This window comes from Wenyingzhuangia sp. IMCC45574 (genome assembly GCF_054182685.1).
Map to the genome: position 1 here is coordinate 1,929,583 of NZ_CM135169.1, position 21,278 is coordinate 1,950,860.

General features: G+C 33.7%; 20 protein-coding genes and 1 riboswitch. Of the genes, 12 read left to right on the forward strand and 8 right to left on the reverse strand.

Translation table 11 applies throughout. From position 1 onward, the window contains the following. Positions 1 to 3 precede the first annotated feature (3 nt). The 9 genes from ACXHHC_RS08210 (at position 4) to ACXHHC_RS08250 (ending at position 8,969) form a co-directional block, all read left to right on the forward strand. Positions 4 to 432: a molybdenum cofactor biosynthesis protein MoaE gene (locus tag ACXHHC_RS08210; RefSeq protein ID WP_458229147.1), complete on the forward strand. Its 429-nt coding sequence runs from the start codon at positions 4 to 6 to the stop codon at positions 430 to 432. A 91-nt stretch (positions 433 to 523) separates the two neighbouring features. After that, positions 524 to 1,432, forward strand: coding sequence for a bifunctional molybdenum cofactor biosynthesis protein MoaC/MoaB (moaCB, locus tag ACXHHC_RS08215; RefSeq protein ID WP_458229148.1), 909 nt, complete (start codon positions 524 to 526; stop codon positions 1,430 to 1,432). 106 nt (positions 1,433 to 1,538) lie between these two features. After that, on the forward strand, positions 1,539 to 2,549 hold the full coding sequence (gene moaA, locus ACXHHC_RS08220; RefSeq protein WP_458229149.1) for a GTP 3',8-cyclase MoaA: 1,011 nt from the start codon (positions 1,539 to 1,541) through the stop codon (positions 2,547 to 2,549). A 79-nt stretch (positions 2,550 to 2,628) separates the two neighbouring features. Beyond that, complete coding sequence (locus tag ACXHHC_RS08225; RefSeq protein WP_458229150.1) at positions 2,629 to 3,222, forward strand: DUF975 family protein; 594 nt, start codon at positions 2,629 to 2,631, stop codon at positions 3,220 to 3,222. A gap of 91 nt (positions 3,223 to 3,313) precedes the next feature. Continuing rightward, positions 3,314 to 4,255, forward strand: coding sequence for a GTP-binding protein (locus ACXHHC_RS08230; protein WP_458229151.1), 942 nt, complete (start codon positions 3,314 to 3,316; stop codon positions 4,253 to 4,255). Positions 4,256 to 4,342: 87 nt separating this feature from the next. After that, the gene (locus ACXHHC_RS08235; protein WP_458229152.1) at positions 4,343 to 5,104 is read left to right on the forward strand and encodes a 5'-nucleotidase C-terminal domain-containing protein; all 762 of its coding nucleotides are present in this window, start codon (positions 4,343 to 4,345) and stop codon (positions 5,102 to 5,104) included. After that, positions 5,104 to 6,018, forward strand: a complete 915-nt coding sequence (locus ACXHHC_RS08240; protein WP_458229153.1) for a bifunctional metallophosphatase/5'-nucleotidase — start codon at positions 5,104 to 5,106, stop codon at positions 6,016 to 6,018. Before ACXHHC_RS08235 ends, ACXHHC_RS08240 begins: the two co-directional genes overlap by 1 nt. Positions 6,019 to 6,270: 252 nt before the next feature. Beyond that, complete coding sequence (locus ACXHHC_RS08245; protein WP_458229154.1) at positions 6,271 to 7,617, forward strand: 3-keto-disaccharide hydrolase; 1,347 nt, start codon at positions 6,271 to 6,273, stop codon at positions 7,615 to 7,617. A gap of 11 nt (positions 7,618 to 7,628) precedes the next feature. Next, entirely contained in the window at positions 7,629 to 8,969 is a 1,341-nt protein-coding gene (locus ACXHHC_RS08250) for a Gfo/Idh/MocA family oxidoreductase (RefSeq protein ID WP_458229155.1), read from the forward strand. Positions 8,970 to 9,038: 69 nt separating this feature from the next. On the opposite strand, the gene ACXHHC_RS08255 is transcribed toward ACXHHC_RS08250, so the two are convergent. The 8 genes from ACXHHC_RS08255 to ACXHHC_RS08290 form a co-directional block, all read right to left on the reverse strand. Then, positions 9,039 to 9,311 (reverse strand): hypothetical protein, encoded by a 273-nt coding sequence (locus ACXHHC_RS08255; protein WP_458229156.1) that lies wholly within the window; start codon positions 9,309 to 9,311, stop codon positions 9,039 to 9,041. Positions 9,312 to 9,385: 74 nt separating this feature from the next. Further along, positions 9,386 to 9,742, reverse strand: a complete 357-nt coding sequence (locus ACXHHC_RS08260; protein WP_458229157.1) for a hypothetical protein — start codon at positions 9,740 to 9,742, stop codon at positions 9,386 to 9,388. 64 nt (positions 9,743 to 9,806) lie between these two features. After that, entirely contained in the window at positions 9,807 to 10,637 is an 831-nt protein-coding gene (locus tag ACXHHC_RS08265) for a type IV pili methyl-accepting chemotaxis transducer N-terminal domain-containing protein (RefSeq protein ID WP_458229158.1), read from the reverse strand. 16 nt (positions 10,638 to 10,653) lie between these two features. Then, the gene (locus ACXHHC_RS08270; protein WP_458229159.1) at positions 10,654 to 11,478 is read right to left on the reverse strand and encodes a hypothetical protein; all 825 of its coding nucleotides are present in this window, start codon (positions 11,476 to 11,478) and stop codon (positions 10,654 to 10,656) included. A 338-nt stretch (positions 11,479 to 11,816) separates the two neighbouring features. After that, positions 11,817 to 12,992, reverse strand: coding sequence for a trans-sulfuration enzyme family protein (locus ACXHHC_RS08275; RefSeq protein WP_458229160.1), 1,176 nt, complete (start codon positions 12,990 to 12,992; stop codon positions 11,817 to 11,819). A 112-nt stretch (positions 12,993 to 13,104) separates the two neighbouring features. Beyond that, on the reverse strand, positions 13,105 to 15,534 hold the full coding sequence (gene thrA, locus ACXHHC_RS08280) for a bifunctional aspartate kinase/homoserine dehydrogenase I (protein ID WP_458229161.1): 2,430 nt from the start codon (positions 15,532 to 15,534) through the stop codon (positions 13,105 to 13,107). A 91-nt stretch (positions 15,535 to 15,625) separates the two neighbouring features. Then, on the reverse strand, positions 15,626 to 16,600 hold the full coding sequence (locus tag ACXHHC_RS08285) for an alpha/beta fold hydrolase (protein WP_458229162.1): 975 nt from the start codon (positions 16,598 to 16,600) through the stop codon (positions 15,626 to 15,628). A 95-nt stretch (positions 16,601 to 16,695) separates the two neighbouring features. Beyond that, positions 16,696 to 16,799: riboswitch (SAM riboswitch) on the reverse strand. 143 nt (positions 16,800 to 16,942) lie between these two features. After that, complete coding sequence (locus ACXHHC_RS08290; protein WP_458229163.1) at positions 16,943 to 18,217, reverse strand: O-acetylhomoserine aminocarboxypropyltransferase/cysteine synthase family protein; 1,275 nt, start codon at positions 18,215 to 18,217, stop codon at positions 16,943 to 16,945. A gap of 307 nt (positions 18,218 to 18,524) precedes the next feature. On the opposite strand from ACXHHC_RS08290, the gene metK reads away from it, so the two are divergent. From metK to ACXHHC_RS08305, 3 genes are all read left to right on the forward strand, one after another. Continuing rightward, positions 18,525 to 19,778 carry a methionine adenosyltransferase gene (gene metK, locus ACXHHC_RS08295; protein ID WP_458229164.1) on the forward strand — a complete coding sequence of 418 codons (1,254 nt, stop codon included), beginning with the start codon at positions 18,525 to 18,527 and terminating at the stop codon, positions 19,776 to 19,778. A gap of 75 nt (positions 19,779 to 19,853) precedes the next feature. Continuing rightward, positions 19,854 to 20,567 (forward strand): hypothetical protein, encoded by a 714-nt coding sequence (locus tag ACXHHC_RS08300; protein WP_458229165.1) that lies wholly within the window; start codon positions 19,854 to 19,856, stop codon positions 20,565 to 20,567. 27 nt (positions 20,568 to 20,594) lie between these two features. Beyond that, entirely contained in the window at positions 20,595 to 21,209 is a 615-nt protein-coding gene (locus ACXHHC_RS08305) for a deoxynucleoside kinase (protein ID WP_458229166.1), read from the forward strand. Positions 21,210 to 21,278 lie beyond the last annotated feature (69 nt).

Consider the following 21,278-nt stretch of genomic DNA (forward strand, 5'->3'; position numbering starts at 1 on the left):
TACATGAAAAACGTTTTTATACAGGGAGCCATTACTCCTAGTTTTATAGCAAACTCAATAGAAAAACACCAAACCAAGACCACTATTGGTGCCCACGATATTTTTTTAGGACAAGTAAGAGCCGATGAAATTGATGGTAAAACTGTTGCCGCAATTGACTACACTGCCTACGAAGAAATGGCCAATATTAAATTTGATGAGATTAGAGAAAGTGCTTTTGATAAATTCGATTTAACTTGCTCGCACATATATCACAGTTTAGGGCCGGTAAAAGCCGGAGAAATCTGCTTATTTGTATTTGTATCTTCTCCTAGAAGAAAAGAAGCTATGAAAGCTTTAGAATACTTGGTAGAAACCATCAAAGCAGAAAGCCCAATTTTTGGAAAAGAAATCTTTGAAGACGAAACCCATCAATGGAAAGTAAACTCGTAGAATTTATTGCCATAGGCTATAAGCTATATGCTTTACGCCTTTTAACAAAAACCGCCTACAGCATAGAGCTTAAGGCTTAAAGCACCATGAAATGGTAGACATTACCCACAAAAACTCAACATTAAGAACCGCTACCGCACAAGCAATTGTAAAAGTAAGCAAGCAAGAAACAATAGATGCCATTAACAACAAAACCGTTCCCAAGGGAGATGTTTTTGAAATGAGTCGTGCTGCTGGTTTATTGGGAATTAAGCAAACACCTTATTTGTTACCAGACTGCCATCCACTACCTATTGAATATACCGGAGTGGAATATAAAATAAATGGTTTAGAGATTACTGTTTTAATGACTGTAAAAACCATTTACAAAACAGGAGTTGAAGTAGAAGCTATGCATGGAGCAAGTGTGGTTGCTTTAAACATGTACGATATGTTAAAACCTATCGACAAAGAAGTTGAAATTGGTAGCATTAAGTTATTGGAAAAACGTGGAGGAAAATCTACGTTTCATAAAAAAACAGGAGAAGGATTAAAAGCTTCTGTAATTGTTTGTTCAGACACCATTTCGGCTGGAACCAAAGAAGACAAAGCAGGAAAAGCAATTATCCAAAAGCTAAAAGAATGTAAAGTTAGCATTGGGGAGTATACTATTATTCCTGATGAAAAAGATAGTATTCAAGAAAAAGCAATTACAAACAGTCAAAAAGATTTTGACTTGATTATATATACTGGAGGAACAGGGTTGTCTCCTAGAGATGTAACACCAGAGGCTCTACTACCATTAATAGAAAGACGAATTCCCGGAATTGAAGAAGCGATTAGAAGCTACGGGCAAGGAAGAACTCCCTATGCTATGTTGTCTAGAAGTGTAGCCGGAGTAATTAACAATTCTTTGGTTTTAGCATTGCCAGGGTCTACAAATGGAGCAAAAGAATCTATGGATGCTATTTTTCCAGCAATTTTACATATTTACGGAGTATTAAAAGGAGAAAGGCATTAATCAGTAGGTAGTAGGCAAAATTAAAAACTGAAATTGAAACACAAATAATTAGAATTTAACTCATCAACAAAAAGCTATATAAAGCTTAGAGCATAGAGCCTAAAGCATGAACAAAGTGAATAACATATTAATAGATTCTTACCAAAGGGAACACACCTACTTGCGTATCTCTATTACAGAGCGATGTAATTTTAGATGTACCTACTGCATGCCCGCAGCAGGAATTCCTTTGTCTCCAAAGAATCATATTATGAGCTACGAGGAAGTATACCAAATAGCAAAGAAGTTTGTGGACTTAGGCGTTACTAAAATTAGGATTACAGGTGGTGAACCCTTAGTACGTAAAGATGCTACAGTTGTGTTAAGAAAACTAGCTACCTTACCTGCAGAACTTTCTATTACGACCAACGGAGTACTGATTGATAAATACATTGACATTTTTAAAGAATGTAACATTCAAAAAATCAATATCAGTATTGATTCTTTGACTAAAGACAAGTTCAATAACATTACCCGTAGAAAAGATTACGAAAAAGTGATGGAGAATATTAAAACTTTCACAAAAGATTCCTTTTTTAAAGTAAAACTGAACTGTGTGTTGATGAAAGATTTTAACGAAGATGAAATCACAGGTTTTATTGAATTGACCAAAAACCTCAACACCAATATTCGCTTTATAGAGTTTATGCCCTTTGATGGAAATAGCTGGAATTTAGACAAACTAGTTTCATACGAAACCATAGTAAACAAGGCTAACGAATATTTTGGAACAAATAAAGTGATTCGTTTACAAGATGCTCCCAACGATACTTCTAAAAACTACCAAATAGAAGGCTTTACAGGAAGCTTTGCTATTATTAGCACCGTTACCAATCCTTTTTGCGATAGTTGCAATCGTATTCGTTTAACCGCGAATGGAAAATTAAAAAACTGTTTGTTCTCTAACGGAGAAACTGACCTACTAACTACGTTAAGAGAAGGTGGAAACATTGAAAAACCGATTCAGATTGCTGTGAATTCCAAAAAGAAAACTCGCGGAGGAATGGATACGCAACTTAAATTCACTTCTGATGAGCATCGACTACAAAACAGAAGTATGATTGCTATTGGGGGGTAATTTATCCGAAAATTTTTCTCCTTACAACCTCTAATTTTCACTTATTTAGTAAATTGTGCTCATCTTAAAAAAAAATAGCATGGCTACAGAGAATATAAAATTAATGCAATCCGCTAGAGAATCTTTAAAAGGCAAATGGGCAATAGCAGTAGTTGGAGTACTTCTTCACTCGTTAATCATTTCAGTTGGATCATATGTTTCCTTAATAATTGCGGGACCTCTTTCATTAGGTATTTCTCTTTTTGCATTGAATATATCTAGAGGTAACGAAGTTAAAATAGAACAAATATTCAAAGGCTTTAATCATTTCACTAATACTCTAGTAGCATATTTACTTTATATTTTATATGTTTTCTTATGGTCGCTATTATTTCTTATACCCGGAATCATAAAAGCATTGGCATTTTCTATGACCTTTTTTATTCTTGCGGACAACCCTGAACTTGGTTATATGGAAGCATTAGAACAAAGCGAACAAATGATGAACGGATACAAATGGAAATTATTCAAACTTAACCTACGATTTTTTGGATGGGCCTTAGTTTGCATATTAACTTTGGGAATTGGTTTCTTTTTCTTAGCTCCCTATGTAAAAGTTACCTATGCTAAATTTTATGAAGATTTAAACGTTGCAGACAATTTAGATGCAATAGGTGAACCTGTCAATATTTAATAACAATACACACTATAACTCTAAAGCCCCGATATATCGAGGGCTTTATTTTTTGTTTAAACATTAACAACTCTCCTTATAGTATTAGAACATGGAAGCAATAATTACAATAGTTGGCTTTTTAGGAGCTGGTAAAACGACCTTATTAAAACACTTAATAAATAGCTATTTAGAACAAGGATGGGATCCATTTGTAATTTTAAACGATTACGAAAATGCCTACTTAGACTCACAACAACTAAGCAAAGAAAGCAACCCAAAATGGATTAAATCTTTAAGCGGAAGTTGCATTTGTTGTAGTGGTTTAAACGAATTAAGAGCGACTGTAAATAGAATTCCGAAAAGAGAAAACGGAATTACCTTGATAGAAGCCAACGGAACTTCCGATGCATGTTCGCTACTAGAGTTCTTAGGTGTTGGCATAGACGAACACTACCTTCCCCCTATTCAAATATCTGTAGTAGATGTTAAAAACTGGCAAAAACGAGAAGAACACAACGAACTGGAGGCAAATCAAATTCAGGCTTCTTCTTTAATAGTTTTAACACATTTAGATCAAGTAACTCCAGAAGGGAAAGAAGAAGTAACCAAGAGTATTGAAGAATTCAACCCTTCCGCTAAAATTGTTGATTTAGAAGAATTGGACGTTACCCTTCTTCCTAAATTAAACCAAAATAATAACAAAGCACAAAACTTTGAACACTTAAAAGCGCACTGGGCATCTTGTTCTGTAGACTTACCTATTCTACCCAACAGAGAGGCCATTGAACGTATTTGTAAATTAATTCCTAGTAAAATTCTACGTGTTAAAGGCTGTGCTAAAATAGACAACGAAGAAAACTACACCTATTTTGAGCGCACACCAGATGGGAAAGTTACTATTAGACCTTTTAACGGAATTCCCGTTACCGGCACTAAACTATTAACCATTGGTGCTGGTAGTGAAATCTCTGTTTTAGAAGCTGCTATTCTACAAGGATTACAAGATTATTTTTTTTATACATGCATTCGTGAAAAATTCCCCAACAAATAATTTATTAACCTAAGAACAACTTAAAAATCACATTTTTTAAAAGTTAAAATCATAGTTTTCAAACCTCTAACAGTTTTGAAAATTATAATGAAACTACAAAGTCTAAAATTCACTACACTCTTTTGTGTATGCTTAGCATTTTTCTCTTGTAAAGAGAAAGAATATAGCTTAACTAAAGTAACAGCTAGCATAATTTCTGTAGACAGCACTACAAACGCTGTTTTAAACATACAAACTACCATATCCCCATATAAAGAAAAACTAGCTACCGAAATGCAGCAAGTTTTCTGCTATGCACCAAAAACATTTACCAAACACGACGGAAAAGAACAAAGCACTCTAGGAAATCTAATGGCTGATTTGTCTTACAACATGGCCAATTCGCTATTTACAAAAAAAACTCAACAACAAATAGACTTTGCATTTTTAAACTATGGAGGCATGAGAACTATCTTATCCAAAGGACCTGTTACCAAAGAGATGGCTTTTAAACTAATGCCTTTTGACAATAAATATGTAGTTACCACACTATCAGGAAAAAAGGTTGAGGAGTTAATTCAGTACTTTATTAAAACCAAACGAGCTCACCCTATATCTAAACAAGTAAACCTAATCATAAAGGACGGTAAATACACACTCTCTATCCACGGAAAACCTTTTAACAAAAACAAAAGTTACCATGTATTGACCTCGGACTACTTACAAAAAGGAGGAGATAGCATGAATTTCTTTAAAAATCCTGAAAAACTAACCTCGTTAAATGTAAAAGTAAGAGATGTTATTATTGATTATTTTAAACAAACAGACACCCTAAAAGCCACTATTGACAACCGTGTAATTTTAAAGTAATGGAAAGAAGAAAATTTATAAAACAAATAGGAGGAGTTTCTGCATTGGCAACTGTAGGAGGACTTACACTGCCTTCTTTTACAGCTAAAAAACGCAAACACATTACAATTCTACACACCAACGACACCCATAGTCATATTGAGCCTTTTAAACCCAATCATTATAAATATGCCAATAGAGCTGGGGTTGCCAAAAGAGCCACATTGGTGGAACAAGTACGTAAAGAAAACCCCAACACTTTATTATTAGATGCCGGAGATATTTTTCAAGGCACTCCTTATTTCAACTATTTTGGAGGTGAATTAGAATTCAAATTAATGAGCATGCTAAAATACGATGTGGCAACGCTAGGAAATCATGATTTTGACAACTCTATTGAGGGTTTTCACAAACAACTACCACATGCAGCATTTGATTTTGTTTCTGCCAACTACGATTTTAAAAACACGGTTTTAGACACACACGTAAAACCGTATAAAATTATCTTTAAAGACGGAATTAAAATAGGAATTTTTGGCTTGGGCGTTAAACTAGAAGGATTGGTAGGCCCAACACTTTACAAAGAAACAAACTACCTAAACCCTGTAGAGATTACACAAGACATTGTAAAAGAATTAAAAGAAACTCAACACTGCCATTTAATTATTTGTTTATCGCACTTAGGGTACTTTTACAAAAACGCTCCGCAAACTATTTCGGACATTAACCTTGCAAAAGCAACTAAAGACATAGATTTAATTATTGGAGGACATACCCATACTTTCCTACCCAAGCCTACTATTGTAAAAAATATAGAAGGTAAAAACACATTGATAAATCAGGTGGGAGCGTATGGAATTAATTTAGGAAGAATAGATTTCTATTTTGATGAACTAGAGGAAAAGAGTAATAAAGGAACAACGATTGTAGTCTAAAAATTTGTACTCAACAAATCAAAAAAAAGCACTACCAGCTACAAAACACACAACTCTTTTTACAACACATTTACGCTTTTACTACGAAAAAAACTAAAAACTAGTCTTGGTTTTATCTAAAGAACAAAAAATCCACCTTTTTGATTGATTTTTTACGATTCTAAAACAATTTTTCAGTAATATTGTGTTCGCACACGGAAACTAAAGCTTTTTAGTAATTCCCAAAGAAAAAACCAATTAAAAACTAACAAAATGAATCGTATCTACATTGTTGCACTTGCATTTGTTGCCTTTGTTACAACTTCTTGTCAAGAAAAGAAAACCAGTTCTTGGGAAAATTTAATCAAAGAAAATACGTTGGATGGATGGAGTATTAAAGGAGGTAAATCTACTTACGAACTTAAAGATGGGGTTATTATAGGTACTACAATTAAAAATGAACCGAACACCTTTTTAACAACAAACAAGCACTACAGTGACTTTATTTTAGAACTAGAGTATTTAGTAGACGATCATACAAATTCTGGTATACAAATAAGAACCAATAGCTTTCCTGAATATAAAAATGGTAGAGTACATGGTTATCAAATAGAAATTGATCCTTCGGAAAGAGCTTGGAGTGGAGGAATTTTTGAAGAAGCAAAGAGAGGTTGGCTAAACGACTTAGAAGACAACGTACCTGCTAAGAAAGCTTTTAAGGCTGGTGATTGGAATAAATATAGAATTGAAGCAATTGGAGACACCATCAAAACTTGGATAAACGGAGTCCCTGCAGCCCATTTAGTAGATAACGAAACAGCTAGTGGATTTATAGGATTACAAATTCACAGAGGTAAAGCAGGTAGACAAATTAGATGGAGGAACATTAGAATTATTAGCGAGAATGTTAGAAAACATGCTAAAGCAACTACAATACCTGTAGTAGCAAAAAGAAACCATTTAACTAAAGAAGAAAAAGAAAACGGATGGGAATTACTTTGGGACGGTAAAACAACCAAAGGGTGGAAAAGTGCTAAAGCAGATCATTTCCCTAAACAAGGGTGGAAAATTAGAAATGGAATTTTACGTGTATTGGCTTCTGGTGGAGCTGAATCTGCTCATGGAGGAGATATTGTGACCAAAGAGTTATACGATAATTTTGAATTAAAAGTTGACTTTAAAACAACTCCTGGTGCAAACAGTGGTATTAAATACTATGTAGATACAAACATTAACAAAGGCCCTGGTTCTTCTATTGGTTTGGAATATCAAATTTTAGACGATGCATTACATCCAGATGCTAAAAAAGGGAGTCATGAGGGAAGTAGAACAGTTTCATCACTATACGATTTAATTCAAGCAGACACAAACAAGCCAATTAAACCTGTTGGGGAGTGGAACACAGTCTATATTAAGTCTGTAAACAACCATGTAGAACATTGGTTAAATGGAGTAAAAGTTATAGAATACGAAAGAGGAAGCAAGCATTTTAAAAAGTTAGTTGCAGAAAGTAAGTACAAAAAATGGAAAGGTTTTGGGCTGTTAGAAAAAGGACAAATCTTACTGCAAGATCATGGAGACTTAGTTTCTTTTAGAAATATTAAAATTAAAAAACACTAAAACCTTATATAATGGACACTAGAAGAGAATTTATTAAAAAAACGGCTGCTGGTTCTGCAGGAATAGCTTTAGGTAGTTTGTTAATCCCAAACTTAAGTTTTGCTGCAAACGGAGCTCAGATTATTGGTGCTAACGAAAGATTAAACGTAGCAGTAATTGGAGTAAGAAGTAGAGCTAAATCTTTAACAAAAGCAATAGGGAAATATAAAGAAGCTAAAGTTGCCATAACTTGTGATGTAGATGATAAAATTATTGAAAAGAATAATAAATTTTGTCAAGAAACTTTAGGATACATTCCTGCTGTTGAAAAGGATTTTAGAAAAGTTTTAGAAAACAAAGACATTGATGCTGTTTTTATAGCTACACCAGAACACTGGCATGCACCAATGGCTATTGCTGCACTAAAAGCAGGAAAACATGTATATGTAGAAAAACCATGTAGTCATAATCTTTACGAAAATGAAATGCTAGTAGCAGCTCAAAAGAAATACGGTAAAGTTGTACAAATGGGAAATCAACAGCGTTCTGCTATTACAAGTAAAATGGCTGTTGAGGGAATTAGAGAAGGAATTATTGGAGATGTATACAAAGGAGAAGCATACTATAATAACAATAGAGGTTCTATTGGAATTGGAAAGAAAGTTGCTGTACCAAACACTTTAGATTGGGATTTATGGCAAGGACCCGCTCCTAGAGAAGACTTTAGAGACAATGTACACCCATATAACTGGCACTGGTTTAAAACTTGGGGAACTGGAGAAATTCATAACAACGGAACGCACGAAATTGATATCTGTCGTTGGGCTTTAGGTGTTGATATTCCTAAAACAGTAACTTCTTTTGGTGGTAAATATACTTATAAAGACGACTGGGAATTTACCGATAATCAACAGGCTACTTTTACGTATGACGATGATAAATTTATTACTTGGACAGGGCATAGTAGAGGTAAAATACAGCCCAAACAACCAGGTAGAGGTGCTACAATTTACGGAAGCAAAGGAGCTATTACTCTAAGCCGTGGTGGGTATGAATTATTCGATTTAAAAGGAAACTTAATTAAAAAAGAGAAAGAAGCTGGTAAGAATGTAACTTTGGGTACTGCTGGTGGAGGTAGTTTAGATGTTAAACATATTGCAAACTTCTTTAACGCTATCCGTGTTGACGAAGCTCAGAATTCACCAATTGCAGATGCTAGTATTACTACCATGACTTGTCATTTAGGAAACCTTTCTCAGGAATTAGGAAAAACACTAGAGATAGATACCAAAACAGGAAAAGTTACCAACGATAAAAGAGCTAAAAAGCTTTGGAAACGTGAGTACGAAAAAGGTTGGGAACCTACATTATAAGACTACTTTTATTTTTTTATACTTAAAGAGCTCATCAATTTAACTGATGAGCTCTTTTTTATTAATTACTTATTTTTTTGTCTTACAACAAGGCTTCTTATCTTCTGTATGACATGTAGCTTTGTCTGCTTTCTTAGTATCACAACATTTGTGCTTACATTCTTTATGCTTGGTAACATCGCATGTTTTGTCTTCTTTACAACATTTTGAATCTACACACTGTTTTTTACAAGCTTCTGTCTTACAACATTCTTTAGGACAAATATTAGAATTTGGCACAGCAAATGCACTTAAGAATACAACACACAATACTACAGCTCCTAACTTTATTATTTTTTTCATCTTGGATATTTTAAAATTATTAATTTGATAAATGCATCCATATACGGATGACTGACTAAAATGTATTAAAAATTTTAAACCAATGCAGGAGGATGAAAAATATCAATATCAAAAGAAGAAGAACTCTCTGTATAACCAAAAAGACTCTTTTGATAGGTAAATGGTAAGAATGTTATTTTCTCTAAATTAGGGGTCAAAGCAATTACGGTTACACAACAACTCATTTTAGAAGTTCCTGTACAACAACCGTTCTTTTCTTTATTGTCTTCTTTAGTACTCTTTACAGTACAGCAAGCATGTTTTTTAGAAACCTCTTTTTTAACCATGCAAGGCATCTCAGCTTTGCCCTCATGTACCGGCATGGCTTGCACTGTTACAAAAGCTTGCAACAGAAAAGATAATGATATGATGATGGATAAAATCGATTTCACAGTATAAAGTTAAACAAAAAACGAACCAAAAATGGTCCGTTTCTTATTTAAAATAAAATCAATTTTACGATTTATTTAAATCTGCATACATCTTTGTAGCTGTATTTGCCTTTTGCAATACCGTATTAGCCAAATTAAACAACTCTTTTGCTGTAATCTGACTCTTGTTTAAATCAATAACTCCATCTGTATATATAGCCTTTTTAATCTTAGACCAATGGTACTGAACTTGACTTAAAGCATCATCTATTTCCAATGTATTAAATTCTAATATGGTTAAATAATTTAAATTCTCATCCATAGTCTTAAAGATTTCATCAATCTCAGCAGGTTTTACAGTTGTAATAGCAAACTCTCTCATTGCAAAATACAATGTTAGTCTCTGAGTTAAGTACCTTAACTTTCCAGAAGCTCCAGTAGCTTCCGCAATTTTTTCTAGAATATACCTTTGATTTTTGTCTTTATTCTCTTTTGTTTTAATTTTAGAGTACTTAATTAACTCTGTCACCAAATCATCACAAATAGCTAAGAAAATAGTGTTTGTATTAATAACATCTTCCATTGACGAATTAGAACCTTTAAGAACTTCCTTTTTGTAATATTTAAAAGCATACTCCTGAACGCTTACTTTGTATTTTATAGTCTCTGTAGGTGCATAACTTTTAATCTTTGCTAACCCAGACTCAAATGCAGCAATGGCTTTCTCTTGCTCTACCTCAGCATTTTCTTTTAACTGATTGGCTTTTATAAATACCTTGTCCTTAGCTATTCTTTGCCCAAGCATTCTTTGTTTACCTGCTAAATTTACTATATGCGATAAGTGTAATTTTTCTTGTCCGTTTGCAACTACAAAGAACATTGAAAACATTATGAATAACGTGTATATTTTTTTCATATTTCTTTTTCTTAAATTATTTGATTTCACTTGATGATTTTAATGTTCTAACTAAATAATCTGCTTTTTTCAACAAATTATTACAGTCGGAGCTAAACTTTACACTTTCTGGATGATTTTCAGAAGTTAAAACGTCTTCCAATAAAAATTGATCCAAATTTGACTTAACAACGTCCCAGTTACTTTTTAAAGTATCAATTGACTTTATTAACATCTCATCGCTAGGATTAAGTTTAGAAATTGCTTCAAGATCCACCTCCATTTTTGCAATTATTTCCTTTACAGAATTATTTACATTATCATTATGGAACTCTGTTAATTCAGAAAAATAGGTATTGATGTAAAATGGCAACTGTTGAGACAAAGTTTTAATTTCATTAGCAGCATTAAATGCATCTACAAAAGAAATATCTTCTTGTTTATAAGGATACTCTTTCTTTTTCTCAGCTTCTTTTAACAATGCTTTGTTAGCATTTTTACAAGACTCTAACATAATTGCACTATACAAAAGTATTTTTCTATTAGAGGTAGTAGCTTTACTTAAAACAACTTCTTTATAACCTGCCCATTGCAATTCTATTGTTTTTAACTTTAGCATTATTTCAGAATCGAAGGAAGTTTTACCTAAGATTTCTAGATTTTGTTCAAACTGAATTACGGAAGAAGAAGATTCGGAAATTCCCCCAGTTTCTTTTCCTAAGTTTAACATTTTTTCGTTGGCAATTTTTTGCGACAGCATACTCTGCTTGTTTGTTATGCTTATCGCCTGAGAAATACTCACATTTTGCGAAAAACCAACTCCACACATAAGTAATAATAAAACCTGTAATGTTTTTTTCATTTTAATCATTTTACATTTTCTTTGATACGAAAGTAAAGAGAACCCAAAACGAATACTTAGTCTAAAACTTTAATAAATTGTAAAAAATTACGTATTTAAACCTAAACAAATACGTATTTATACGTATAAAATAATTTTATTACATCGAATATTAACAGAAAATTAAACTCGATTACCATCTTTAAAAAGATGAAGGAGTATTAAGCCTAGCTATTTTTAAAAAAGAAAAAACAATCATTAATAAATCATTATTTAATTACCTCTTGACAAGTGAAACAGCATACGACTCCATATGTCAAAAAAAAATCGAACTCTTAAGAGTTCGATTTTTTTTCTTGTTAAGCTTCTAAAGCTTGTTTTATATCTGCAATGATATCATCTATATGTTCCAAACCAGCAGAACAACGAACCATACCTTGCGTAATATTTACTTTTAACTGATCTTCTTCTGCCACAGAATGATGTGTGGTAGATGCAGGATGTGTTACAATAGTTCTTGTATCTCCTAGATTGGCTGATAAAGAACACATTTTAATAGCATCAAAAAACTTTTTACCAGCTTCTTTACCTCCTTTAACTTCAAAGGCAACTATAGAACCTCCTAACCTCATTTGCTTTTTAGCAACCTCGTATTGAGGATGAGATTTTAAAAAAGGATATTTTACCCAATTCACCTTTGGATGACTTTCTAAAAACTGTGCCAATTTATAAGCATTCTCACAATGTCTTTCTACTCTTACCGCTAAAGTTTCTAAACTTTTAGACAAAACCCAAGCATTAAAAGGAGACATTGCAGGTCCTGTTAAACGAGCATATAAATAGATCTCTCTAATTAAATCTTTAGGTCCAACAGTTACTCCTCCCAATACACGTCCTTGTCCGTCTATTAATTTAGTAGCTGAATGAATGACCAAATCGGCACCAAATTTAATTGGATTCTGTAAATAAGGAGTCGCAAAACAGTTATCTATAATCAATAAGACACCATATTTTTTAGCTATTTTACTCAACACCTCTAAATCCAATACGTCTACAGCTGGATTGGTTGGTGTCTCTGCATAAATAAACTTTGTGTTTGGCTGAATTAAACTTTCAACTATCTCTACCTCATCCACTCCAAAATAAGAAGTTTCCACTCCCCACTTTGGAAAATACTTGGTAAACAAACCATGTGTAGCCCCAAAAACAGAACGCGCAGATACTATATGATCTCCAGACTGTAACAACGCTGCAAAAGTGGTATACACAGCAGCCATACCTGTAGCAAAAGCAAAACCTGCCTCTGCTCCTTCCATCAAACAAATTTTCTCTACAAACTCATTTGTGTTTGGATTGCTATAACGACTGTATAAATCTCGCTGCTTCTCTTCAGCAAACGAAGCACGCATTTCTTCTGAATCTTCAAAAACAAATCCCGATGTTAAATACAACGGTACTGAATGTTCTGAAAACTGAGAAGTCTCTGCTTGTGTTCTCACCGCAAGGGTTTCAAAATTCTTTTTATTATCGCTCATTTCTTTCGCTTCGCTTTTAGCTGTAGGCTCTATGCTTTAGGCTAAACAGCATTTATTTTTAATGTTTTTCACTGCCTATAGCTTATCGCTTAAGGCATATAGCATCTTGAGTTTACAACTCAAGGTCTGTCAATCTCATTATATCTCCAAACACCCCTCTTGCAGTTACCTCTGCTCCTGCTCCTGCTCCTTGGATAACTATAGGTTGTGCTCCGTAAGACTCTGTATATATTTCAAAAATAGAATCTGCTCCTTTTACCTGACCTAAAGCCGAGTCGCTAGGTACAGAAACTAATTTTACTTCTAAAATTCCTTTATCCGAAGACAAATCTCCATGTAAATCTCCTATATATCTTAATACATGATTTGCCTCTTGCTTTTCTTTTACCTCTTTATAAATTGGATCTAAATCTCCTAAACTATTCAAGAAAGTTGCAGTATCTCCATCTCTTAAATGTGTAGGAATTAAATTGTGAATCTGCACATCTTCAAACTCATTTTGCAAATCTAATTCACGAGCTAAAATCAACAACTTACGTCCAACATCGTTCCCATTTAAATCTTCTCTAGGATCTGGTTCTGTAAACCCTTGGTCTGCTGCTTCTTTTAATACTTGACTAAAAGACACATCTTCTGCAGAAAAATTATTGAATAAATAACTCAATGTTCCTGAAAACACCCCTTTAATTCTAGTAATATTTTCTCCTGAAGCATGTAACAACTTAATAGTATCAATTAAAGGCAACCCAGCTCCAACATTTGTTTCGTATAAGTATTGTTTTCCATTCTGCAACAACGCAACTCTTAAATCATTATAAAAACCTAAAGACTTGGTATTTCCAATTTTATTAGAAGACACTAAATTAAAACCATTTTCAATCAATGGAATGTAATTTTCGGTCATACCTGCACTCGCAGAATTATCAACCGCTATTAAATTCCCTAAATGATGTTCTTTGGCAAAAGCCACAATCTCTTCTATAGATCTGTAAGAAACTCCTTTTTCTTCAATATCTTCTTTCCAAGTATCTGTAACACCATCAGCATTAAAATAAACACTTTTAGAATTTGCTACAGCAAACACATTTAAATCTATTCTTTTACGCTTTAAAATAGCAGCTCTACTTTCTAAAATTTGTTTGATTAAGGTACCTCCTACCAAACCAACTCCAAATACTGCAATATTAATTTTTTTGGCAATTCCAAAAATCTCACCATGCATTACATTCACGGCTTTTCTTAAATCGTTATTCTCTATCACTAAACAAACATTATTTCCTGTAACCGTATTATTAATAATTAACGGATGGATGTTATTATTTACTAGTGCAGTATACGACGTTTTAAACGAACTCAAAGAATTCCCTAAAACAGAAACTACTGCTACTCCTCTTTTTATTGAAATATTATTGATGTCTTGGGTATGGAAGTCTAAATTAAACTCCTCTCCTAACGCAGCTTTAGCTTTGTGCGCATCTTTTTCGTCTACCGTAAAACTAATCCCTCTTTCCGATGATGCTTGAGAGATTATACCAACACTAATATTCTGATTTCCTAATGCCGTAAAAATACGTGCATCAATCCCTGCTTTTCCAAACAATCCTCTACCTTCTAAGCTTAACAAAGCAACATTCTCTTGTACAGAAATGGCTTTAATTCCCTTTTTGTTATTTTGTTGATGATTGATAACAGTCCCTTCTCCTTGTGGATCAAAAGTATTTTTAATTCGCAAAGAAATATTTTGATTTACCAATGGAATAATTGCCTTAGCATCTAACACATTCTCTGGCAAATTTGCCAATTCATTTGCTTCTTGATAAGACAGGTGGTTAATTTCTTGTGCACCTGCTACCCAATCTGGATTGGCAGTAAAAATACCTTCTACCAAAGTGGTATAATTTTCTAACTCCTCTGCATTTAAATATCCTGCCAATAAAGCCGCAGAATAATTACTCCCGTTATTCCCTGTTGATGTTGTTTCTCCATCCAAACTCTCTCCAACAAAACCTGTAACTACAGGAATTTCTTTTGATAAATCTATCTTCTTAAAAAATCCTTTAACCGTAGATTTGGTAATGTCTTCTAACAACTCCGCTTTTCCAAAAAATTGATCTGTTTTAAACAACTCTCTAGAATCTACATATTTGGCTTGCGTTTTATTTTGTTCTAATAAAGCACTTACCAACTTCCCAGACAACAACTCTCCATAAGAAATAACCAAGTCCTTAATTTTTGGACTGTAATCTCCTAATAGATGTACTCCCTCAAAAATTCTCTCTAAGAAAGAAAACTCTTCAGAAAAATCTATACTTGGTAATGGAGCAACCTGATATTCTTTAAAAGCAACAAAAGCACTTTGGTAATCATCTCCCTTTTTTGCTTTTTCTAACAACTCAAACAAATCATTTGTAGCAGTACCACGAGCAGCAACTACCACAACAATTTTTTCTTGTTGTTTTATTTTATCCAAAAGAATAGAAATTACACTTTGGATTCCTTCTCCATTCTCCAGTGATTTTCCTCCAAACTTTAATACTTTCATTTTTTTTAAATATTTGTTCTCTACTCCGCTCGAACACCTTCTCTGATTGATGGTCATCGAGCGGAGTCGAGATGTAGAATCCTTACTATTATTAAAAAACTTCTTTTAACAATTCTTTTAACTGATTATCTTCTACCAAGAAACCATCGTGTCCATGGATAGAAGTAATTTCTTTATATACAGATTCAATCCCTACAGATTTTAAGACTTTATATGTTTCCCTATTTTCTTCGGGCACAAAAAAGAAATCAGAATCAATTCCTATCTGTATAATTTTTGCTTTGATCGTTTTGGCAACCTCATCAAAAGTACCTCTTCCTTCGGTAATATCTAAAGTACTTAACAAATGATTTACCATTTTATAAGCCTTTAGTTCAAATCTATTTTCTAATTTATGACCATGGTGCAACAACCAGCTTTCTACATTTGCAATCCCCAATGCATCGTTTTGAGTTCTGTTAAACTTTTGTTTAAAAGAAGCAGCTGTTCTGTAAAACAACATTGCCATCATACGAGCATCGTGCACTGGTTTTTTAGAATTCAGCAATATTTGTTCTTGGGTTTTGTTATGTGCCAAAATCCAATCGGTAGCTTTCCAATCTGTTGCTATCGGAATTAAATACTCTGCCAAATTTGGAAACAACACCGCCATTTCCCAAGCAATACCACCTCCCAAAGACCCAGCTAAAATAGCATGTACCTTAGTAATACCTAATTCGTCTAATAACAAACCAAATAATTTAGCAATGTCTCTAGCAGTAAAGCTCTTTACATCATCTATTAAATTTTCTGGTTTTTGATCGTAACCATTCCCTGGAATATCAATACAAACAATAGTGTATTTATCTGTATCTACTAAATTTCCAGGAGATATAATCCCTTTCCACCAACCTGTATATTCCCCTGCAACATCTGAATTTCCAGTCAATGCATGATTTACCAATACAATAGGAGCCGTATGCAATGGCTGTCCAAAAACTTGGTACGATAGTTCCAAGCTTGAATAGTGCACACCTACTAATGTAGTGTAATCTTTTAAGGTTTTATGTTGTAAACTTTTATTCAATGTTTCAAAAATTTATAACTCACCCTGCTTTCTTAAAAAGAAAGTTGTTTCTATCCGTAAAGTTATCGTAGGGAATTTTATAGAGAATTGCTCCTTGGTTATCTATCCAACTTTGTTGGTAGAACGTAGCACCTTCTTTGCAGGCAAAGGGTTGCTAAGGCTTCAACGGGTCTAATCCCTCTACCTTTCTTGATAACTTACTTCAGTACATAATGAGCTGGCAGCAAAGATATAAAAATAGTTTTTAGTTTTTATAGTTCGCTGTTATATTTATCTCTATCCCGTCTAAACACAAAAAAGCCACTCTAAAAAGAGTGGCTTTTGTATCTTTATTACGTCAATTTACAATTCGCTAAACGCTTGTTCTAAATCAGTTTTTAAATCTTCTACATTTTCCAATCCTACAGACAAACGAATCAAATCGGCACCAACACCTGCTGCAGCTTGCTCTTCTTCTGTTAACTGTTGATGTGTGGTACTAGATGGATGGATGATTAATGATTTTGTATCTCCAATATTTGCCAATAACGAGAAAATCTTGGTTGCATCTGTAACTGTTTTAGCAGCTTCAAAACCTCCTTTTAATCCAAACGTAACCAATCCACTTTGCCCCTTAGGCAAGTATTTATTTGCCAAAGCATTGTATTTGCTACTTTCTAATCCTGGATAGTTTACCCAAGCAACCTCATCTCTACCCTCTAACCAAGTAGCCAACTCTAATGCATTTGCACTGTGCTGTTTCATTCTAACAGGTAAGGTTTCTAATCCCTGAATGATATTAAATGCATTTGTTGGACTTAACGCTCCACCAAAATCACGCAACCCTTCTAAAATTAATTTAAAAGTAAAGGCTGCAGCCCCTAATGCCTCATGATATACCAATCCATGGTATCCGGCAGATGGCTCAGTAAATTCAGGGAACTTACCGTTTGCCCAATTAAAAGTTCCGGCATCAACAATAGCACCTCCTAAAGAGTTCCCTTGTCCGCCAATATATTTTGTTAAAGAGTGAATTACCAAGTTTGCCCCATGTTTAATAGGATTTAACAAGGCTGGAGAAGCAACTGTATTATCTACAATAAAAGGAACCTCTGCCGCTTGTGCTTGTGCAGCAATAGCCTCTAGATCTAATACATCTAACTTTGGATTCCCCAAAGACTCTACAAAAAAGGCTCTTGTGTTATCTTGCACTGCCTCTTTAAAACTTTCAGGATTAGTTGCATCTACAAACGTAGTTGTAATTCCCAATCTAGGTAAAGTAACATTTAATAAGTTGTAAGTACCTCCATACAAACTACTAGAGGCAACAATATGATCTCCAGCCTTTAACAAAGTCATTAATCCTGTTGCAATAGCTGCTGTTCCAGATGCAAAAACCACTGCTCCAATTCCTCCTTCTACCGCAGCCAAACGCTCTTGTAGAATCTGATTGGTTGGATTGTTTAATCTTGTGTAGATAAAACCTAACTCTTTTAAAGCAAATAAATTTGCCGCGTGTTCTGTATTGTTAAACACATAAGACGAAGTTTGATAAATAGGTACCGCTCTGGTTCCTTGCGTATTACTAACATCATGACCTGCATGCAATGCAGCTGTTTCAAATTGTTGATCGCTCATTATAAATTCTTTTAATAGTTTCTAGCTACCCAAATCTAAGAAATAATAACGTTTCTTGCACAGCTTATTTATAATGTTTCAAAAGAAAAAACCAATTTTAGTTTTCAATCCATTTCTTTTTTATAATTTTGCCCGACCAAAGAGAGGATAAATTTGACTGATTGCAACCTCTTCTACAATATACAATTGACAATGCGCAATTAACAATATTGTATAAACAAAAATCGCTAAAGCAGTAATTCACTACTCTTTATTGCGACTACTGCAACCAGCAAAACTGATTTTATAACAAAAAAAGATAAATCGAATGTCGTATTTATTTACATCGGAGTCTGTTTCAGAAGGACATCCAGATAAAATTGCAGACCAAATTTCGGATGCATTAATTGACCATTTCTTAGCTTATGATGTGGATTCTAAAGTAGCTTGTGAAACATTAGTTACTACAGGACAGGTTGTTTTAGCAGGAGAAGTAAAATCTAAAGCTTATTTAGATGTTCAAAAAATTGCTCGTGATACGATCAATAAAATTGGATACACCAAAGGAGAATATCAATTTGATGGAAATTCTTGTGGAGTATTATCTGCTATCCACGAACAATCTCAAGACATTAGTCAGGGAGTAGATAGAGAGACTAAAGAAGAGCAAGGAGCAGGAGACCAAGGAATGATGTTTGGATACGCAACCAACGAAACAGAAAACTTTATGCCCTTGGCTTTAGAGATTTCTCACCGTTTGTTAAAAGAGTTAGCAGCATTGCGTAGAGAAATGAAAGACATTACTTACTTACGTCCAGATGCTAAGGCTCAGGTAACCTTACAATATTCAGATGATAACCAACCTGAAAGAATTGATGCCATTGTAGTTTCTACACAACACGATGATTTTGATGAAGACGAAGCAATGTTGGCTAAAATTAAAGAGGACATCATTAACATTTTAATTCCTCGTGTAAAAGCGACATTCAATGCAGAAATTCAAGCTTTATTTGGTGATGATATTAAATTTCACATTAACCCAACTGGAAAGTTTGTAATTGGTGGACCTCATGGAGATGCTGGCTTAACAGGACGTAAAATTATTGTAGATACTTATGGTGGTAAAGGAGCTCACGGTGGTGGTGCTTTCTCTGGAAAAGACCCTAGTAAAGTAGACCGTTCTGCAGCTTATGCAACTCGTCATATTGCTAAAAACTTGGTAGCTGCTGGTGTTGCTACAGAAATTTTAGTACAAGTTTCTTATGCAATTGGTGTAGTAGAACCTATGGGGATTTTTGTAAACACCTACGGAACTAGCAAAGTAGATGTAACCGACGGTCAAATTGCAGAAATTGTTTCTTCTATTTTTGACATGAGACCAATTGCTATTGAGCGTAGGTTGAAATTAAGAAACCCTATTTATTCTGAAACTGCTGCCTACGGACACATGGGACGTACTCCTGAAGTAAAAACAGTTGTTTTTAACTCTATGTACGAAGGTACCAAAGAAATTGAAGTGGAAACGTTTACTTGGGAAAAGTTAGATTACGTTGATAAGGTTAAAGAGGCTTTTAAAATTTAAGAAACTCTTTTTTCATAACATTCAAAAGCATAGAATTTACTTTCTATGCTTTTTTATTTCACTTATCTTTAAACCATGAAACTATGGAAATTCCTTTTTATACTTACATTAAGCAGCTATAGCCAAACACTACTACACAACAATGTAAATCAATTTATAGGAGTAGATGTTTTTGAAAATTACTATTACCTAAAAGAAAACACGCTCTACAAAAGTAACATAGAGAACAATTACCAAAACATAAACTACGGAGCTCCAGACATTGTAGATATTAGCAATCCTTTACAAATTTTGGTTTATTACAAACACTTTAATAAAGTTGTGCTACTAGACAACGTACTAAACTATCTGTCTGAATTTACCATCCCTATTGGTATAGACCTAATAGCCAATGCCGGAAAAGATAAAATTTGGATGTATAACAACCTAAACACAACCTTAAGCCTATACCATATTAAAACCAACAAAACAGAAGTAAATTCTCTCCCCAACATACGCAATGTTAAAAACTTAAAAGCCGACTTAAACAATGCTTTTATTCTAAATAACAACGGAAATTTAGACACCTATAATTTCTTAGCTCGTAAAACCAAAACACAAAAGACAAAAGAGTTTTTACTACCTATTTCTTTACACGCTACATTTTATTACAAAGACAAAACTATTTTTAAAAACCATAGCCCCACCATAACCCTTCCCCAAAAAGCGGAGTCTTTTGAAGTTATTAACGACCATTGCTATTTTTTTAGCAACAAGACTATTTACCGTATGAGTATCTCTAAAAAATAACTATTTTTAAGCTCTAAACTAAAAGACATGCACATAGCCATTGCGGGAAACATTGGAGCAGGTAAAACCACGCTAACCAAACTATTAGCGAAACACTACAAATGGGATGCTCACTTTGAAAGTGTAGACGACAACCCATACTTAGACGACTTCTACAACGAAATGGAACGTTGGTCTTTTAACCTACAAGTATATTTCTTAAACAGTCGTTTTGAACAAATTTTAAAAATTCAACAAAGCGGAAAGGACATCATTCAGGATAGAACTATATACGAAGATGCTAAAATATTTGCTCCTAACCTACATGCAATGGGACTGTTAACCAATCGTGATTTTTCTAACTACAATAAGTTGTTTGAGCTGATGGAGAATTTAGTTACTCCTCCTGATTTGTTAATCTACTTACGAGCAGATATTAAAACATTGGTGGGTCAAATTCACAAAAGAGGACGTGAGTACGAAAGTTCTATCAACATAGATTATTTAAGCAGATTAAACGAACGTTACGAAGCTTGGATGAGCACCTATAATAAAGGTAAAAAATTAATTATAGAAGTAGACGATTTAAACTACTTGGACAACCCAGAAGACCTAGGAGCTGTTATCGATAAAATAGATGCCCAAATACACGGATTGTTTTAAAAAACTCCATAAAAGCAAAAACTCATCAATATTTACATTGATGAGTTTTTTTTATCTAAAATCTTATTT

What these genes read in the sequence shown, in the direction of transcription:
- ACXHHC_RS08210 (WP_458229147.1), top strand. Translation starts at nt 4, where the DNA reads ATGAAAAACGTTTTTATACAGGGAGCCATTACTCCTAGTTTTATAGCA.
- moaCB (WP_458229148.1), top strand. Translation starts at nt 524, where the DNA reads ATGGTAGACATTACCCACAAAAACTCAACATTAAGAACCGCTACCGCA.
- moaA (WP_458229149.1), top strand. Translation starts at nt 1,539, where the DNA reads ATGAACAAAGTGAATAACATATTAATAGATTCTTACCAAAGGGAACAC.
- ACXHHC_RS08225 (WP_458229150.1), top strand. Translation starts at nt 2,629, where the DNA reads ATGGCTACAGAGAATATAAAATTAATGCAATCCGCTAGAGAATCTTTA.
- ACXHHC_RS08230 (WP_458229151.1), top strand. Translation starts at nt 3,314, where the DNA reads ATGGAAGCAATAATTACAATAGTTGGCTTTTTAGGAGCTGGTAAAACG.
- ACXHHC_RS08235 (WP_458229152.1), top strand. Translation starts at nt 4,343, where the DNA reads ATGAAACTACAAAGTCTAAAATTCACTACACTCTTTTGTGTATGCTTA.
- ACXHHC_RS08240 (WP_458229153.1), top strand. Translation starts at nt 5,104, where the DNA reads ATGGAAAGAAGAAAATTTATAAAACAAATAGGAGGAGTTTCTGCATTG.
- ACXHHC_RS08245 (WP_458229154.1), top strand. Translation starts at nt 6,271, where the DNA reads ATGAATCGTATCTACATTGTTGCACTTGCATTTGTTGCCTTTGTTACA.
- ACXHHC_RS08250 (WP_458229155.1), top strand. Translation starts at nt 7,629, where the DNA reads ATGGACACTAGAAGAGAATTTATTAAAAAAACGGCTGCTGGTTCTGCA.
- ACXHHC_RS08255 (WP_458229156.1), bottom strand. Translation starts at nt 9,311, where the DNA reads ATGAAAAAAATAATAAAGTTAGGAGCTGTAGTATTGTGTGTTGTATTC.
- ACXHHC_RS08265 (WP_458229158.1), bottom strand. Translation starts at nt 10,637, where the DNA reads ATGAAAAAAATATACACGTTATTCATAATGTTTTCAATGTTCTTTGTA.
- ACXHHC_RS08270 (WP_458229159.1), bottom strand. Translation starts at nt 11,478, where the DNA reads ATGAAAAAAACATTACAGGTTTTATTATTACTTATGTGTGGAGTTGGT.
- ACXHHC_RS08275 (WP_458229160.1), bottom strand. Translation starts at nt 12,992, where the DNA reads ATGAGCGATAATAAAAAGAATTTTGAAACCCTTGCGGTGAGAACACAA.
- thrA (WP_458229161.1), bottom strand. Translation starts at nt 15,534, where the DNA reads ATGAAAGTATTAAAGTTTGGAGGAAAATCACTGGAGAATGGAGAAGGA.
- ACXHHC_RS08290 (WP_458229163.1), bottom strand. Translation starts at nt 18,217, where the DNA reads ATGAGCGATCAACAATTTGAAACAGCTGCATTGCATGCAGGTCATGAT.
- metK (WP_458229164.1), top strand. Translation starts at nt 18,525, where the DNA reads ATGTCGTATTTATTTACATCGGAGTCTGTTTCAGAAGGACATCCAGAT.
- ACXHHC_RS08300 (WP_458229165.1), top strand. Translation starts at nt 19,854, where the DNA reads ATGAAACTATGGAAATTCCTTTTTATACTTACATTAAGCAGCTATAGC.
- ACXHHC_RS08305 (WP_458229166.1), top strand. Translation starts at nt 20,595, where the DNA reads ATGCACATAGCCATTGCGGGAAACATTGGAGCAGGTAAAACCACGCTA.